Annotated in this window: 14 protein-coding genes; 10 read left to right on the top strand and 4 right to left on the bottom strand. The window is 69.1% G+C overall.

Translation table 11 applies throughout. From position 1 onward, the window contains the following. Positions 1-8: 8 nt before the first annotated feature. Positions 9-896, bottom strand: coding sequence for a methylisocitrate lyase (gene prpB, locus JANGC3_RS0103950; RefSeq protein ID WP_026132513.1), 888 nt, complete (start codon positions 894-896; stop codon positions 9-11). 328 nt (positions 897-1,224) lie between these two features. On the opposite strand from prpB, the gene JANGC3_RS0103945 reads away from it, so the two are divergent. The 3 genes from JANGC3_RS0103945 (at position 1,225) to JANGC3_RS0103935 (ending at position 5,163) form a co-directional block, all read left to right on the top strand. Then, positions 1,225-2,139, top strand: a complete 915-nt coding sequence (locus tag JANGC3_RS0103945; protein ID WP_017875185.1) for a DUF72 domain-containing protein — start codon at positions 1,225-1,227, stop codon at positions 2,137-2,139. 155 nt (positions 2,140-2,294) lie between these two features. Next, complete coding sequence (locus tag JANGC3_RS0103940; protein WP_017875184.1) at positions 2,295-4,352, top strand: C1 family peptidase; 2,058 nt, start codon at positions 2,295-2,297, stop codon at positions 4,350-4,352. Positions 4,353-4,452: 100 nt separating this feature from the next. Further along, complete coding sequence (locus tag JANGC3_RS0103935) at positions 4,453-5,163, top strand: SOS response-associated peptidase (protein ID WP_017875183.1); 711 nt, start codon at positions 4,453-4,455, stop codon at positions 5,161-5,163. A 163-nt stretch (positions 5,164-5,326) separates the two neighbouring features. Here JANGC3_RS0103935 and JANGC3_RS0103930 read toward each other — a convergent pair whose 3' ends face one another. Then, entirely contained in the window at positions 5,327-5,575 is a 249-nt protein-coding gene (locus tag JANGC3_RS0103930; protein ID WP_017875182.1) for a hypothetical protein, read from the bottom strand. Positions 5,576-5,657: 82 nt separating this feature from the next. Beyond that, positions 5,658-5,963, bottom strand: coding sequence for a hypothetical protein (locus JANGC3_RS0103925; RefSeq protein WP_017875181.1), 306 nt, complete (start codon positions 5,961-5,963; stop codon positions 5,658-5,660). 150 nt (positions 5,964-6,113) lie between these two features. Here JANGC3_RS0103925 and JANGC3_RS0103920 point away from each other — a divergent pair, with 150 nt between their 5' ends. Continuing rightward, on the top strand, positions 6,114-6,971 hold the full coding sequence (locus tag JANGC3_RS0103920; RefSeq protein ID WP_017875180.1) for an MBL fold metallo-hydrolase: 858 nt from the start codon (positions 6,114-6,116) through the stop codon (positions 6,969-6,971). Between the two features lie 71 nt (positions 6,972-7,042). On the opposite strand, the gene JANGC3_RS0103915 is transcribed toward JANGC3_RS0103920, so the two are convergent. Further along, positions 7,043-8,506 (bottom strand): M20/M25/M40 family metallo-hydrolase, encoded by a 1,464-nt coding sequence (locus tag JANGC3_RS0103915; RefSeq protein ID WP_017875179.1) that lies wholly within the window; start codon positions 8,504-8,506, stop codon positions 7,043-7,045. Between the two features lie 178 nt (positions 8,507-8,684). On the opposite strand from JANGC3_RS0103915, the gene JANGC3_RS0103910 reads away from it, so the two are divergent. The 6 genes from JANGC3_RS0103910 (at position 8,685) to JANGC3_RS0103880 (ending at position 15,390) form a co-directional block, all read left to right on the top strand. Next, on the top strand, positions 8,685-9,218 hold the full coding sequence (locus JANGC3_RS0103910; RefSeq protein WP_035788167.1) for a GNAT family N-acetyltransferase: 534 nt from the start codon (positions 8,685-8,687) through the stop codon (positions 9,216-9,218). Between the two features lie 112 nt (positions 9,219-9,330). Next, a complete protein-coding gene (locus JANGC3_RS30590; protein WP_017875177.1) occupies positions 9,331-9,849 on the top strand; it encodes a glycine zipper domain-containing protein in 519 nt (172 codons plus the stop codon). A 192-nt stretch (positions 9,850-10,041) separates the two neighbouring features. After that, complete coding sequence (locus JANGC3_RS0103895) at positions 10,042-11,025, top strand: serine/threonine-protein kinase (RefSeq protein ID WP_017875176.1); 984 nt, start codon at positions 10,042-10,044, stop codon at positions 11,023-11,025. Next, positions 11,022-13,388, top strand: a complete 2,367-nt coding sequence (locus JANGC3_RS0103890) for an FtsW/RodA/SpoVE family cell cycle protein (RefSeq protein WP_026132512.1) — start codon at positions 11,022-11,024, stop codon at positions 13,386-13,388. Before JANGC3_RS0103895 ends, JANGC3_RS0103890 begins: the two co-directional genes overlap by 4 nt. After that, positions 13,358-14,914, top strand: a complete 1,557-nt coding sequence (locus JANGC3_RS0103885; protein WP_017875175.1) for a hypothetical protein — start codon at positions 13,358-13,360, stop codon at positions 14,912-14,914. The genes JANGC3_RS0103890 and JANGC3_RS0103885 overlap by 31 nt, the downstream gene beginning before the upstream one ends. 20 nt (positions 14,915-14,934) lie before the next feature. Further along, positions 14,935-15,390 carry an SH3 domain-containing protein gene (locus JANGC3_RS0103880; protein ID WP_017875174.1) on the top strand — a complete coding sequence of 152 codons (456 nt, stop codon included), beginning with the start codon at positions 14,935-14,937 and terminating at the stop codon, positions 15,388-15,390. Positions 15,391-15,491: the final 101 nt, after the last annotated feature.

Below are 15,491 nucleotides of genomic sequence, written 5' to 3'. Positions count from 1 at the left end.
CGTGTTGATTACTTCTTCTGCGCGGCGAACAGCGCGTCGAGCTTTTGCTCGAAGGTGTGATAGTCGATGCGTTCGTACAGTTCCATGCGCGTCTGCATGGTGTCGACCACGTTCTGCTGGGTGCCGTCGCGGCGGATCGCCGTATAGACGTTCTCGGCCGCCTTGTTCATCGCGCGGAAGGCCGACAGCGGGTACAGCACCAGGCCGACGTCGGCGCCCTTCAGCTCATCGGTGGTAAACAGCGGGGTCGCGCCGAACTCGGTGATATTGGCCAGCACCGGCACCTTGACGGCTTTGGCGAACTGCGAATACATGGCCAGGTCGGTGATCGCCTCGGGGAAGATCATGTCGGCGCCGGCTTCGACGCAGGCGATGGCGCGCTCCAGCGCCGCCTCCAGGCCCTCGACGGCCAGCGCGTCGGTGCGCGCCATGATGACGAAGTTCTCGTCGGTGCGGGCGTCGACGGCGGCCTTGATGCGGTCGACCATTTCCTGCTTGCTGACGATCTCCTTGCCCGGACGATGGCCGCAGCGCTTGGCGCCGACCTGGTCTTCGATGTGCATGGCGGCGGCGCCGAACTTGATCATCGACTTGACGGTGCGGGCGACGTTGAAGGCCGACGAGCCGAAGCCGGTGTCGGCGTCGACCAGCAGCGGCAGGTCGCACACGTCGGTAATGCGGCGCACGTCGGTGAGCACGTCGTCCAGGCTGGAAATGCCCAGGTCCGGCAGGCCGAGCGAGCCGGCGGCGACGCCGCCGCCCGACAAATAGATGGCCTTGAAGCCGGCGCGCTTGGCCAGCAAAGCGTGGTTGGCGTTGATTGCGCCGACCACCTGCAATGGGGATTCCTCTTGTACTGCCTTGCGAAAGGCGGCGCCTGCGGAGTATTGGCTCATGTATTCATCCTTTGCTTGCATGGTTGCGTTGATAAGTATTGAGTATGGTATTGCAAGCGCCGTGCCAAGGAGGCCGCGCGGCCCGTACCGCGCGCCGTTTCTGAACAAATTGGCCGCATAATCAAAGGGTTAACATTGCAAGAGGAAATATGGCCGAATTCTCACCAGGCATCATATTTTACTGTAACGTTCCATATTTTGTTTCACGGTGAAACGATGCAACGCCGCATGCACCACGAGTGGAACGCGGCCCACACAGTAAACCAGCGGCGCCACCCCAGCTCGTGCCCTTGGCTATATGCTCCCCCGCCCTCAAAACGGAGTCGACATGGCAAACATCTACATCGGCATTTCCGGCTGGCGCTACCCGCCGTGGCGCGGCGCGTTCTACCCTGCCGGGCTGGCCCAGGCGCGCGAACTGGAATACGCGTCGCGCGCGCTGCCCAGTATCGAACTGAACGGCTCGTTCTACGCGCTGCAGCGGCCGCAGAGCTACGCCGCCTGGTACGCGGCGACGCCGCCGGGTTTCGTCTTCAGCCACAAGGGCAACCGTTTTATCACGCACGTCAAGCGCCTGCGCGACATCGACGGCCCGCTGGCCAACGTGTTCGCCTCCGGCGTATTCAATCTGCGCGGCAAGCTGGGACCCTTCCTGTGGCAGTTCCCGCCCAGCTTTCGCTACGACGCGGCGCTGGTCGAAGAGTTTTTCAGCCTGCTGCCGCACGACAGCGAACAGGCGCTGGAACTGGCGCGGCGTTGCGAGCCGCGCATGCGCGAACGCAGCGAGCTGAGCATCGACCAGAAACGCCCGCTGCGGCACGCCATGGAAATTCGCCACGCCAGCTTTGAAGACGCCTCCTTCGTCGCCCTGCTGCGCAAATACCGCGTGGCGCTGGTGGTCGCCGACACGGCCGGCAAGTGGCCCTACTGCGAGGACGTTACGGCGGACTTCATGTATCTGCGCCTGCACGGCGACAAGGAACTGTACGCCAGCGGCTACACGGACGAGGCCTTGGAGCGCTGGGCCGCCCGTATCGCCGTCTGGAGCAAAGGCGCTGAGCCGGCGGACGCGCGCAAGATCGCCGACGCCAAGCCGCCCAAGCGCGCCAGCCGCGACATCTACTGTTATTTCGACAATGACATCAAGGTCAAGGCACCGTTCGACGCCGCGCGCTTGATAGAGAAATTGATTCAACTTGGCGTAATGCCGGCAACCGCGGCGCGATCACTGGACGATTTCTAGAAGCTGACTTTTGTAAGAAAAAAAGATGTGGCACGCGCGATAAATTGCTTTCAAGTAGCGGCCAGCCAACACTCGGCCCGCGCCCCGGCGAAGTGTTGCTAGAATACCTTTCCAAATTACTATTTGCAGCATCTCCACCGATTAAAAGGAAGCCAATGCCAACAGCCGCTCCGAAAAAAACCGCCGCCGAGGCCGACGCGCCGCGCATCCACGCCGCCGGCAAGCCGCGCAAGCTGGTCACGCGTGCCGACTCGATCGATTTCCGCGACATCATGTACGTCGCCACGCTGGTCGAGGTACCGTTGCGGCGCGAACTGGAGCAGTACCAGCGCGCGCTGGTACCCATCCTCGACCAAGGCAGCGAAGGCGCCTGCACCGGCTTCGGCCTGGCGACGGTGGCGCACTACCTGCTGTGCACGCGGCGCGACAGCGCCGACCTCGGCGCGGTCAGCCCGCAGATGTTCTACGACATGGCGCGCCGCTACGACGAGTGGGCCGGCGTCGACTATGAGGGATCGAGCTGCCGTGGGGCGATCAAGGGCTGGTACAAGCACGGCGTCTGCGCCGAACCCTTGTGGAGCCGCGCCCCCGGCAAGCAAATCGGCGTGCTCAGCGACGCCATCGTGCGCGACGCCGCCGCGCGCCCGCTCGGCGCCTACCGGCGCGTGAACCATAAAAACCTGGTCGACATGCACGCCGCCATCACCGAGGTGGGCGTGCTGTACGCCAGCGCCAGCGTGCACAAGGGCTGGCAGCAGGTCCAGGCCGACGGCCTCATCGAGCACGACCCGGTGATGATCGGCGGCCACGCCTTCGCCATCGTCGCCTACGACGAGCACGGCTTCTGGATCCAAAATTCCTGGGGGCCGGACTGGGGCCGGCAGGGCTTCGGGCGCATCTCCTACGCCGACTGGCTGCAGAACGGCAGCGACGTCTGGGTGGCCCGGCTGGGCGTGCCGGTCCTGCTGCCGAGCGGCCTGCCGCGGGACGGCCTGGCGGCGGTCGGCGCGGTGCGCGCCAAGTCCTTCCTGTACAGCGAAATCCGGCCGCACGTGGTGGCCATCAAGAACGACGGCCAACTCAACGAGCACGGCGAGATCGCCACCTCGGCCGCGATGGTGCGCCAGATCCTGCAGCAGGATTTCCCGCGCATCACCGCCGGCTGGAAAAAGAAACGCCTGGTGCTGTACGCCCACGGCGGCCTGACCGGCCAGGACGCGGCGCTGCAACACCTCGCCGAATACCGCAAGGCCCTGCTCGACGCCGAATGCTACCCGCTGGCTTTTATCTGGCGCACCGACTACTGGACCACGCTGGCCAATATGCTGAGCGACGCGCTGCGCCGGCGCCGCCCCGACGGCGCGCTCGACAGCGCCAAGGACTTCATGCTCGACCGCCTCGACGACCTGCTCGAACCGGTCGGGCGAGTCTTCACCGGCAAGGCCCAGTGGAGCGAAATCAAGGAAAACGCGCTGTTGGCGACCAGTTCGCCGACCGGCGGCGCGCGCATCGTCGCCGACGAGATCGCCCGCCTGGTCGGCGCCGACGCCGACGTCGAAATCCACCTGGTCGGCCACAGCGCCGGCGGCATCTTCCACGCGGCGCTGCTGCAATACCTGTGCACCAGGGGCGCCTTCAAGGGCGGGCCACTGGCCAGGAGCCGCAGCGCCGGCCTGGGCTTGAGCGTGGCCAGTTGCACGCTGTGGGCGCCGGCCTGCACCATGGAGCTGTTCCACCAGACCTATCTGCCGGCGATCAAGGACAAGAGCGTGAAAAAATTCGCCCTGTTCACGCTGACCGACCGCGCCGAGCAGGACGACAACTGCGCCAGGATCTACAACAAGTCGCTGCTGTACCTGGTGTCGAACGCGTTTGAAACCATTTACCGCAAACCGCTGTCGCACCCGGACGGCGAACCGCTGCTGGGCATGGAAAAATTCATCCGCCAGGACGCCGCGCTGGCCAAGCTGTTCGCCGCCGGCGCGGCCGACTGGGTGCGCTCGCCGAACACGCACACGCCCGGCCACGCCGACGCCGCCCAAGCCGCCCGCCACGGCGACTTCGACGACGACGTGGCGGCGCTGAAGGCGACCATCGCGCGCATCACCGGCAGCAGCCAGCGCGAGGCGCCGGCGGCGCTGGCCGAACCGACGGCCACCGCGCGGGCGCGCCTGCGCCACCAGATCGACCTGGCGACCAAGGCGCCAAGTTAAGGATTTTCGTCGGATTACGCGTACCGCCAATCCGACCTGAGGGTTTTCGGCGTTCGCGGCATAGGCACTAAGCGACATTAGACACAAGAGGACAGAGCATATGTGCGGACGATTCGACCAGAACCAGACCGCCGCCAGCCACGTGAGCGCCTTCGGTTGGACCGACGCGCTGTTCGACAGCGCGGCCGCGCCCAGCTACAACGTCGCGCCCGGCAGCTACCGCCCGGTGCTGCACATCGCCGACGGCCGGCGCCGCGTCGACGACCTGCACTGGGGTTATCGCTCGCCGTGGGGCGGCGCCAAGGGGCTGGGCATCGCCTCGTGCGCGCGGCAGGAAAAAATCCGCAACGGCTACTGGGGCGCGCTGCTGAAAAACGGCCGCGGCATCGTCGCCGTCGACGGCTGGTACGAGTGGACCGGGCCGAAATCGCAGCGCCAGCCGTGGCACATCCACCGCCGCGACGGCGGCCCGGTGTTCCTGGCGGTGCTGGCCAACTTCGGCCCCTTCCACGAACACAAGGCCGAAGCCGGTTTCGCGCTGGTGACGGCCGACGCCGAGGGCGGCATGGTCGACGTGCACGACCGCCGCCCGGTCGCGCTAGACCCGGCCGACGCGGCGCGCTGGCTCGACCCGGCGCTGTCGCCCGAGCAGGCCGAGCACCTGCTGCGCACGGCGGCGTTGGGACCGGACGCGTTCGCCTGGTTCCCGGTCGGCGCGGCCGTCAACCGGGCCGCCAGCGAGGGGCCGGAACTGGCCCGCGAGCAGCCCGCAGTGGAGCCGGAGCAGCCGGCGCAGGGCCAGTTGTGCTAACTAAACGAGGCCGCTGCGCAGGTCCGCAGACGCTACCGGTCAGGCGGCCAAGATCTGCAACAACATGCTGCTCGGCGCCCCGGGCGCAACTGGGCGCTGGAATTGTACAAGCCGTGGCCCGGCGTGCTGGATGCTTCGCCGGCACCTCTCGGTCCGCGCCGCGTCAGGCCAAGCGCACCAAGGGGTTGGCGATGATGTTGTCGATCTGGCGGATGGCCTCGTCGCAGGCGGCGGCGATGGCATCGTCCTCGCTTTCGCGCACGAATTGCATTGTCGCGCCCTCGAACACCTCGACGCCGTCGGCGCCGGCGCGCTCGATGTCGCAGCTAGCGCTCCACTGCCGCTCGCCGGCCGGCAGCGCCAGCGGCACGATTTCCCATCCCTTGTAATGAATCTTCGAACCGCCATCCATGATCGCCTCCTTGTGAATAACGGAAATCCTAGCACGAAGCCCGGCGCGGCGTGCTTCGTTATCGCCAAAAGGGCTAAACGGTTTATTTTTGCTCAAGCGCGAGCAGGTTGTCGACCTCGATCTTGGCCACCTCCCAGCCCGCCAGGCGCGCCACCTCGGGCGCCGGATAGCCGCCCAGCGTCTGACTGCGCGTGATGTCGCCGGCCGCCCGCGCCGCCGCGTCCCGGCCGTCCCGTACAATGCGGTATTCGAAGTCCCACAGGTCGTCGTGGTCTTTGACCGGCGTGACGGAAATCGTGAAGCCGCGGTATTCATTCTGTTCCACGGCCCGTTGTGCGGCGTTGTCCTGCCCGTTGTCCTGCGCGTTGTCCGGTTGTGCTGCGTTCATGGGCATCTCCTTGGTGAGCCCGCAGCCTAACACCGGGCGCCGCTAGCGGGCGCACAGCAGGGACGCCATATGCGCTTTCCGCATAACGGCGCGCGGCATGCGTGTATTTACAACTATAATGCTGACAACATTTCAGATCGCCCATCCGCCATGAAGCCACAAATACAAGCGTTTTTCGACCCCGCCACCTCCACCGTCACCTACGTCGTCTACGAGGCCGACGGCCTCGACTGCGCGGTCATCGATTCCGTGCTCGACTACGAGCCGAAGTCGGGCCGCACCGCCACCGTCTCGGCCGACAAGGTGGTCGCCTTCGTGCGCGAGCACGGCCTGGTTTGCCGCTGGCTGCTGGAAACCCACGCCCACGCCGACCATTTGTCGGCCGCGCCCTACCTACGGCAACAGCTGGGCGGGCGCATCGGCATCGGCGCGGCGATCCGCACCGTGCAGCGGGCCTTCGCGGCGGTCTTCAACCAGCGGCCGGCGCTGCTGGACGGCTCCCAGTTCGACCACCTGTTCGAGGCTGGCGAGGTGTTCCAGATCGGCCGCCTGGAGGCGCGCGCGCTGCACGTTCCCGGCCACACCCCGGCCGACATGGCCTACCAGATCGGCGACGCCGTCTTCATCGGCGACACCCTGTTCATGCCCGACGTCGGCACGGCGCGCTGCGACTTCCCCGGCGGCAGCGCCAGCACGCTGTACCAGTCGGTGCAGACCCTTCTGGCGATGGCGCCGGAGACGCGCCTGTTCATGTGCCACGACTATCCGCCGGCTGGACGCGCACCGCGCTGGGAGGTGACGGTGGCCGAGCAGCGGGCCGGCAACATCCACATCCGCGACGGCGTCAGCGAACAACAGTTCGTCGACATGCGCAGCCGCCGCGACGCCACGCTGGAGATGCCGACGCTGATCCTGCCGGCGATCCAGGTCAACATCAACGCCGGGCAACTGCCGGCGGCCGAAGAAAACGGCGTGCGCTACCTGAAGATCCCGCTAAACGCGATCTAACGCCGCGCTCCCCCGCAGGCAGTATCGTAGGTCGGATGAGCGGAACGCGTAATCCGACCTGCAAACCTGCCCTACTCCACCTGCGCCGGCGCGCGCCCGATCGGCTGCTCCATATTCGCCAGGAACCAGGTCAGCGAACTTATCACCGCGACGTGGCGGCGCACATTCTCCGGCGCCACCTTGTCGAGCGTGTCGGCGGCCGTGTGGTGGTAATGGAAATAGTCGTGGGTATCGACCAGCGGCTCGAAACTCGGCACCCCGCCGCTCTCCAGCATGTGCAGGTCGCCCGTCTCGAGCGCGTCGCGGCGCGTGAAGGCGTGCGCGCCGATCGGCGTCAGCGCCGCGCGCAGCGGCGCGAACAGCTTCTCGGCCCGCGGCCCGACGCTGGCCAAAATCCCGAACGGGCGGCCGCCGCCGGAATCGCTCTCGATGGCGGCGACATGGCGCTCCAGTTGCGCCTTGTTGGCATCGAAATAGGCGCGTCCGCCGCGCCCGCCGTTCTCCTCGTTCATCCAGGCGATCATACGGATGGTGCGGCGCGGCTGCAGCTTGAGCCGGTGCAGCGTTTCCAGCACCGCCATCGCGCCGGCCACGCCGACGGCGTCGTCGTGGGCGCCGGTGGCCAGGTCCCAGGAGTCGAGGTGGCCGGAGACGATCACCACCTCGTCGGCCTTGTCGCTGCCCGGCAGGTCGGCGATGACGTTGAAGCTGTCGGCGTCCGGCAGGATCTGCGGCGTCAGCGTCAGGTGCATGCTCAGCGGGCCGCGCGCGGCCAGGCGGCCCATCAGCAGCGCGTCCTCCACCGTGACGGCGGCGGCCGGAATGCGCAAGCCGTCGTCCAACATGGTCGCGCCGGCGTGGGCGATGCGATAGTCGGCGCCGCCGACCGAGCGCACCAGCGCCGCCACCGCGCCCAGTTCCGCGGCCGCCTTCGGCCCGGCGAAGCGCACCCGCGCGCCCTGGCCGTAGGCCGGGCCGGCCAAGCCGCGGTCGGCCATCTGCTGGTCGAACGGCACGTCGAGCAGCACGATGCGCCCCTTCACCTCGGCCGCGCGCGCCTTTAGCTCGTCCATGCTACGCACGATCAGCAGCGGCGCGGTCAGGCCCGCGGCCGGCGTGGCACCCGAGCCGCCCAGCGCCGTCAGCACCACCCGCTGGCTAACGCCGGCCGGACGGCCCGCGTACTCAACCAGTTCGGCGCTCTCGGCGCCGCGCACCCAGTGCGGCACCTTGACCGGCTGCAGCGTCACCTTCGCGCCCAGCTTGCGCATGGCCGCGGCAACCTGCTCGACGGCCGCGGCGGCGCCGGCCGAACCGCTCAGGCGCGGCCCGATCAGGTCGGTCATGTCGGCCAGACGCTGGTAGGCCCAGTCGCTCTGCATCGCGCTGTCGCGGATCTGCGCCAGCGTGGCGGCGTCGTTGCCAGGCATGGGTGTGGGTGTGGGCGTGGCCGCGGCGGCGCCGGCGCTGAACAGACAGGCGACGAGGACGCTCAACAGGTGGCGGCGCGGGATGAAATGGAAAACGGCTGGCATGCGGGTCCTCGGGAAGTGGCATTGACGGAAATGACTGGCACCCTGGCGCTGGGCGAGGGATCGCAAACAATAGCGCATTTAGCAAGTTTGCGCAGCAGTTTTTGGCGCCGCGCCACGGCGTTTGCATTGCTATTTTGATTCGACTAACATGAGGGCCGAACCGCGTTTGAAAGCCCCCATGCTAAAAGGCCCCCGTTGCACCGTGCGCCACGTGTTGAGCGCCGACCTGAACGTCTTCATCGCCCTGACCAACGACCTTGCCTCGCGCGGCGAGTACTTTTCGTCGCAGTTCAAGTCGCCCGAGGCGATGCGCCGCGACTTCATGCTGAACGGCTTCGTCACTGAGGAAAGGGAGATGTTCGTCATCGAGGACAATCTGCACCACATCGTCGGCGCCATCCTGCATTTCGAGGGACGCACCCCGCAGTGCCGCGAAATCGGCTACCGCCTGTTCACGCCTAGCCTGGCCGGACACGGTTACACCACCGAGGCCACCCGGCTGCTGGTCGACCACCTGTTCAAGGCCTACCAGTACCATCGCCTGGAGCTGATGATGGACCCGCTCAACCTGGCCTCGGAACGGGTCGCGCAAAAATGCGGCTTCACCGAAGAGGGCACGCTGCGGCAGACGTTTTTCGTCAACGGCACGATGCGCGACGCCAAGCTGTACAGCCTGCTGCGTCCGGAGTGGCGCGGCGGCGCCGCCTTGTAAGCGCGGCATGCCACTTGTAAGGAGTTGTATAAGGCATGGTTTTTTCGGGGCGGCACGTTATAGTGAGTTCATACGGAGATCATTCAGGTCACACCGAAGTGAAGGAAACGCCATGTTGAACAACATTATTCTGAGCGCGGTCGTGCTGGTCGCGGCCACCGTCTCTTCGGTGGCCGCCGCTGGCGACCGTCAATTTAACACCGTGGCGGGTGCTGTCGTTGGCGCGGCCATCGGCCATAACACTGGCGGACGCGACGGCGCCATCGTCGGCGGCGTGCTCGGCGCGGTCGTCGGCAACAGCATTGGCGGCGGCCACCGTTCGTCGAACTACAACGGCGGCTACTACGAGACCCGCGCCTACCAGCCGGCGCCGGTGTACTATGAGCGCCCTGCCCCGGTGTACTACGAGCCCCCCGCCGCGGTGTACTACGAGCGTCCGGCACCGGTATATTACGAGCGTCCGGCAGCGGTCTACTACGAGCCGGCGCCACGTTATTACAGCCCGCCCGCCGTGGTCTACGTTGAACAGCGCGGCTACGACCGCGGCTACTACCGTGGCCATGGCCATGGCCACGGTCACGGCCGCGACTGGGACGACCGCGGTGACCGCCACTACGGCCACAACCGCTGACCCCGCGACAGCGCGCCCGCAATTCCGCTGCAACCTTGATATATTCAAAACCAACGGCGTAACCCTGGGGTCAGGCCTTAAAATCTGACCCCGGCTTTTTTGTCTTTGCTTTTTTGACCACGCTGTCTCTTTCCCCCTCCCCCGACTAATTCCGCATGACGGCGACCGCCGTCGTCGCGACACGGGGGAAGCATGTTGGCAGCGGGCGCAATCATCACACTGGAACGCGGGCATTACCGCCTGCGCGAACAGATCGCCAGCTCCGCCTATGGCGTCGTCTGGCGCGCCAGCGGTCCGCATGGCCTGCGCGAGGTCGCCCTCAAACTGGTCAACCAGCCGCAGATGGCGCTGGCCCAGCCGCGCCAGCGCGTCCGCTGGGTCGCCAGCGCCGCCAATGAAATCGCCTTTCTGCAGTCGCTGCAAGCATGGGACCAGCGCCACATCGTACGCCTGCTCGACAGCGGCAGCCACCAGGGCTTGCCGGTGCTGGCGCTGGAACTGCTCGACGGCGACCTCGGCCAGCACGTCGCCGGCCTGAAAAGCGCCGGCCACGCCGTGCCCTTCGCGCGCCTGCTCGACTGGACCGGCCAGCTCAACCAGGCGCTGGCCAAGGTGCACCAGTACGGCTGGCGCTACCTCGACCTGAAACCGGCCAACGTGCTGCTCGACGCCCGTCAACACAGCGTCAAGCTGGCCGACTTCGGCACCAACCGCGCGGCAGCCGAGGCGGCGCCGCAGACCTACGCCGGCACCGCCAGCTGGCAGGCGCCGGAGCAGTTCTTCCCGCAGGCCGGCGGCGGCTACGCCAGCGACGCCCGCAGCGACTACTTCGCGCTGGGCGCGCTGTTCTACTTCCTCGCCACCGGCGGCACCCCTCTGCGCTTTTGCGACGCCTGCGGCCAGGCCTACCGCGACCACCAGGCCGGTGGCGCCGCGCTATTGCTGCGCCACGGCGGCGGCGCCATGCCGGCCACGCTGGAGCCGGTTGAGGAGGCGCTGTTCAGCCGCCGCGTGGCACTGGCGGCTGGCGCCGCCTGCGCCCGCGCCGCACTGGCCATGCTGCGGGCGCTGCTCGACGCGGCCCCCGCCGGGAGGCCGGACAACGCGCTGCAAATCAGCCGCATGCTGGCGGCCATGCGCGCCGGCCTGCCCACGGCCACGTCGGGGCCGGCATGATGGCGTTGCGGCCAACGCCGCGCGCCGCCACCGCCTGCGCGCTAGCCTTGCTGTTGCTGCTGCAGGCCTGGAGCCTGTGGCGCGCGCCCGACGCCTGGTTCCCGGCGCGCATCACGGTCAGCCTGGACGCCGGCGGCAGCGTCGCACTGGGCCGCCACGAGCTGGCGGCGGCGCAGGCCGACCATAACCATATCGCGTTGCGGCGCGACGGCGCCGGCGCCTGGTGGTTGCGCAACCTGAGCGCCGCCAAACAGGTGGTGCTGCACAGCGCGGCCGGCGAGCGGCGCATGGGCAGCGCCAGCCTGGCGGCGCGCCAGGCCTTTCAAATCGGCGCCGCCCGCTTCGAAGTTGAGGACGCCGACGCCGCCAGCGTCGGCTTCGCCCGCGACGGCCACCACTGGCGCTACGACGGCGCGGTGCTGTACCGCGACGGCCAGGCGCAGGCGCCCTGCGCCGACGCCCGCCTCGGCGCGCGCGCGCTGGCGCTGTGGAACCGCGCCCTGCCGGCGATACTGACGATAGGCCGGCCGCTGACCTTCGGCGGCAACGTCCACTGCGCCAACCGGCTCGGCCTGGCCGACGTCACGCCAGGCGCGGCCTGGCTGGCGCGCATCGACGGCCGCCTGCAACTGGCGGCCGGCAACCCGGACGGCGAACGCGCCGCGCTGACCCTGTCGGCGCACGGCCTCGACACCGACCTGCGCCGGCAGGAACTGCCACTGGACGGCGTGCAGGCCATCGTCGTCGGCCACACCCGCTTCCAGCTCGGCGCCGCCGACGGGCAATTGCAATTGCTGCCAAGCCGGCGCGTGACCCTGTTCAGCGCGCCGGACCTGCAGTTGCCGCCGTCGCTGAGCTGGCAATGGCAGCGGCGCGCGCTCTGGAGCGGCGCCGCCGCGGCGCCGCTGTGGTGCGCCCTGGCGCTGGCGCTGGCGGCGCTGCTGGCGGCCACGTTGCGGCCGCAGCCGCCGGCGCGCTCATGGCGCGCCGACGCGCTGGCGTGCGCCGCGGTACTGCTCGGCGGCGTCGCCGCGCTGGCGCTACAGCGCGCCGGCCACGCCCCCGCCGCGGCCCAGTCGATGGCGCTGGCCGGCGCCGCGCTGTGGCTATGGCTGGCCCTGCCGGGACGCCTCACGCTGGCCGGCGCCGCCGCCGTGCTGCTGCTGGCGGCCGGCCTGCTGGCGCAACTCGAACTCGGCCTGGGCGGCATGGAAACCTCGTGGCTGCGCTATTACCAGAAAAGCGCCGCCCTGCTGGCCATCGGCGCCGGCCTGGGCGGCGCCTGGCGCTTGTGCGGCCCGCGCCACACGGGCGTACCCAGCCAGCGCGGCGTCGAAGCGGTTCTGGCCGCGCTGGCGGCGCTGGCCTTGCTCGCGCTGGCCATGCAGGTGCTGTGGGGCGACGAAACCGGCGTCTTCGACCTGCAACCGGTGGAACTGGCCAAGCTGGCCCTGACCGCCCTGAGCGCGCACTGTCTGGCGCTGCGCCTGGGCTGGCATGGCGACGACCACCACCGGGACAGCCGCGCCGCGCGCTGGCTGCGCCTGGTCGCGCCGGCGCTGCTGTTCCTGGCCCTGCTGGGCGTGGCGCTGGTCCAGGTCGACGACTACTCGCCGCTGATCCTGCTGCTGGTCTGGGGCACCGCGATGGCGTTCGCCTACGCGCTGGCGGCGCGCAACCGCGCTCTGGCGGCGGCGTTGGCCCTGCTGGTGCTGCTGGCGGCCGGCGCCATCGCCGGCATGCACGGCGGCGCCGACCCGGGCGAGGCGGCGCCGGCCGGCGACTTCTACGCCGACCGCTTCCAGGCCTGGCTGGCGCCGGCGCTGCATCCGCACACCGGCCAGCAACTGCTGCTGGGCGCGCGCGCCATCGGCGACGGCGGCTGGTGGGGCGCCGACGCCATGCTGGGCCTGGCCGGCCTGGGCCAGGGCGCCGGCGCCGCGCTGCTGATCCCGGCGGTGCAGGACGACTTCGCGCCGGCCTTTTTCCTGAATCGCCACGGCCTGGTCGGCGCCCTGCTGCTATGGGCGTTGCAAGCGGCCTTCATCGTCGGCCTGCTGCGCACGGCGCTGCGCGGCCACGCCGCCGGCGCCGCCGCGCGCGACCACCGCCACGCCTGGCTGGGCCGCTTCCGCTACTTCACCCTGTGCGGCGGCGCCGCCTTCGTGCTGGGCCACCTGCTGCTGTCCTGGGGCACCAACCTGGCGATCCTGCCAATCATGGGGCAGCCGATGAGCTTCCTGTCCGCCGGCGGCAGCCACCTGCTGTTTTTCCTGTGCCCCCTGCTAGCGTTCAGCGCGGCCAGCGCATTATCTTTAGAGGAGAATCCATCATGCCGATCTACGTCCAGCACGAAGTCATAGGCAAAGTCCCCGACGTGTTCAACGGCGAGGCGATCTGGCAGGCGCCCGGCCTGGCGTTGTTCGCCCGCCGTCCGCTGCTGCGCGACCTGCTCGAACGCAGCCCGCGCGAACACAAGGGCCGCGCCGCCACGCGCTGCTTCTCGCACGTGACGCTGATGCTGCCGCAGGAGGAGGTCGAGGACGACTACCACCTGACCCGCGGCGCCAAGACGCGCGAACTGGCGCAGACCCTGACGGCGCTGCACCAGAAGGATTTCGGCGACCTGCTCGGCGCCGACCAGGTACGCTACGACGTCGTCGGCGCCGAGGCCCTGCGCGCCGGCCAGATCGAAGTGCGCTTCGGCCACGCCGTCTACCTGCCGGCGGCCGACGAAAAAATCCTGTACAACGTCAGCGTCTCGCGCGACAGCGCGGTGTGGCAGCCGGTTTGCCCGATCTACCCGAACCAGCGCCTGGCGCTGATCGGCGGCGACGGCGGCCACGCCAGCTTCGCCGCCGCCGGCTGGCCGTTCGGCGAGGACGGCGCCGTGCTGCTCATCAACGACGGCCCGGACGCGCCGCTGGAGGTGCAAATGCGCCCGAAGGACGCCTTCGAGTGCCGCTTCGACGCCGCCCGCGGCCACTACACCATCAGCTCGAAACGCGAGGCCGGCGCGCGCCTGCTGCTGAAAATCGCCCGGGTCGGCGCGCCGCGGGTGATGCCACACTCGGCGGCCGTCGCGCCCGTGCCGCTGCCGCCCAAGGCCGTCAAGCCCGCCGTGTGGCAGCCGCGCCCGTCGGCGCACCCGGCCGCGCCGGGGCTGGAACCGACCGCGCTGCCGCTGAGCCACCGCCCGCAGACGCGCGCCGCCGAGAGCGACGCCACCTATGCGCCGCTGGCGCAGCAACGCGTCAGCGTGGTGGCGCTGGCGCTGCCGCGCCTGAGCCGCTACCGCGACAGCGGTGCCAGCGCGCTGGAAATCCCGTTTGACGGCGCGCTGGCGCTCACCGGCGGCGCCGGGCCGGCCATCTGCTTCAGCGTCAACGCCGCCGACGAACTGTACGCCAGCACCGCAGCCGGCCGCCAGCGCATCAGCGCGCCGGCCAGCTTCACCCCGGTCGACGCCCGCGCGATCAACCTGCTGGCGGTCGGCCCGGAACTGGCCGACCGCTACTGCGCCACGCTCAGCCTGGCCCAGCCGGTGGGCCTGGCGGTGGCCGGCGGCGCCCGCTTCGTGTTCGGCCGCAACGCGCCGGCGCTGGCGGCGCTGCGCCTGCTCGACGGGCCGCGCTTCCTGCAATGCGGCGACGGCGCCGACGGCGCCAGCGCCGACCGCATCGGCCTGTCGCGCAACGCCTTCAGCTTCGAGGCTACGCCGCAGGGCTTCCACATCGGCCGCATCGCGCCGGCGCAGGCGCTTTACCACCTCGACGAGGAGCTGCGCTTCGTCGCCAGGATAGGCGACGCCGGCGCCGACGCGCCCTACCTGCTGCCGCCCGGCCACCACCTGGTGGCCGGCCACTACGTGCTGCGCTTTGACGTTTAGACGGCGCGCCGGGAGCTTGCATGCAACCAGATACCCTGTATCGCCTCGCCGCCTATGCCGCGGGGCTGTGCCTGACACTGATCCTGGCGGCGTGGCTGACGCCGCGGCGCTGGTGGCGCCGCCCGACCGCGCGCGCGTTGCTGCTGCTGGCCGGCGGCACCTGGGGTCTGGGCAGCCTGATGTTGCCGCTGTTTCCGGTTACGGTTACGGCGCCGGACGGATCGCCGACGGTTAATCCGGCCGCGGCGCCGGTCGCCGGCCAGGCCTACCGCGCCCACCAGGACTTGAACCTGCGCGCCGGCGCCGGCGTGAACTCGGCGCGCATCGCCACCATTCCGGCTGGCGCCGCGCTGACGCCGACCGGCGTGCGCGACGGCGACTGGTGGCAGGTCAGCGTCAATGTCGACGGCCACGCCAGCGTCGGTTGGGCCAGCAGCCTGTGGCTGCGCCGCGCCGCCGAGGCGCCGGCTCCGTAATTCATTCAAACCAACGGCGCGCGTTGACCTGGGCGCTGCGACGACAATATTTCCGCGGCCGCAAGCCATTTTTCGGCTAAGCTATATCAGATGATTAACGC

The organism is Janthinobacterium sp. CG3, from assembly GCF_000344615.1.
Classification (GTDB): Bacteria; Pseudomonadota; Gammaproteobacteria; order Burkholderiales; family Burkholderiaceae_D; genus Janthinobacterium.
The sequence above is the reverse complement of the archived record's forward strand: the minus strand, read 5'-3'. Positions and strand labels throughout refer to the sequence as shown.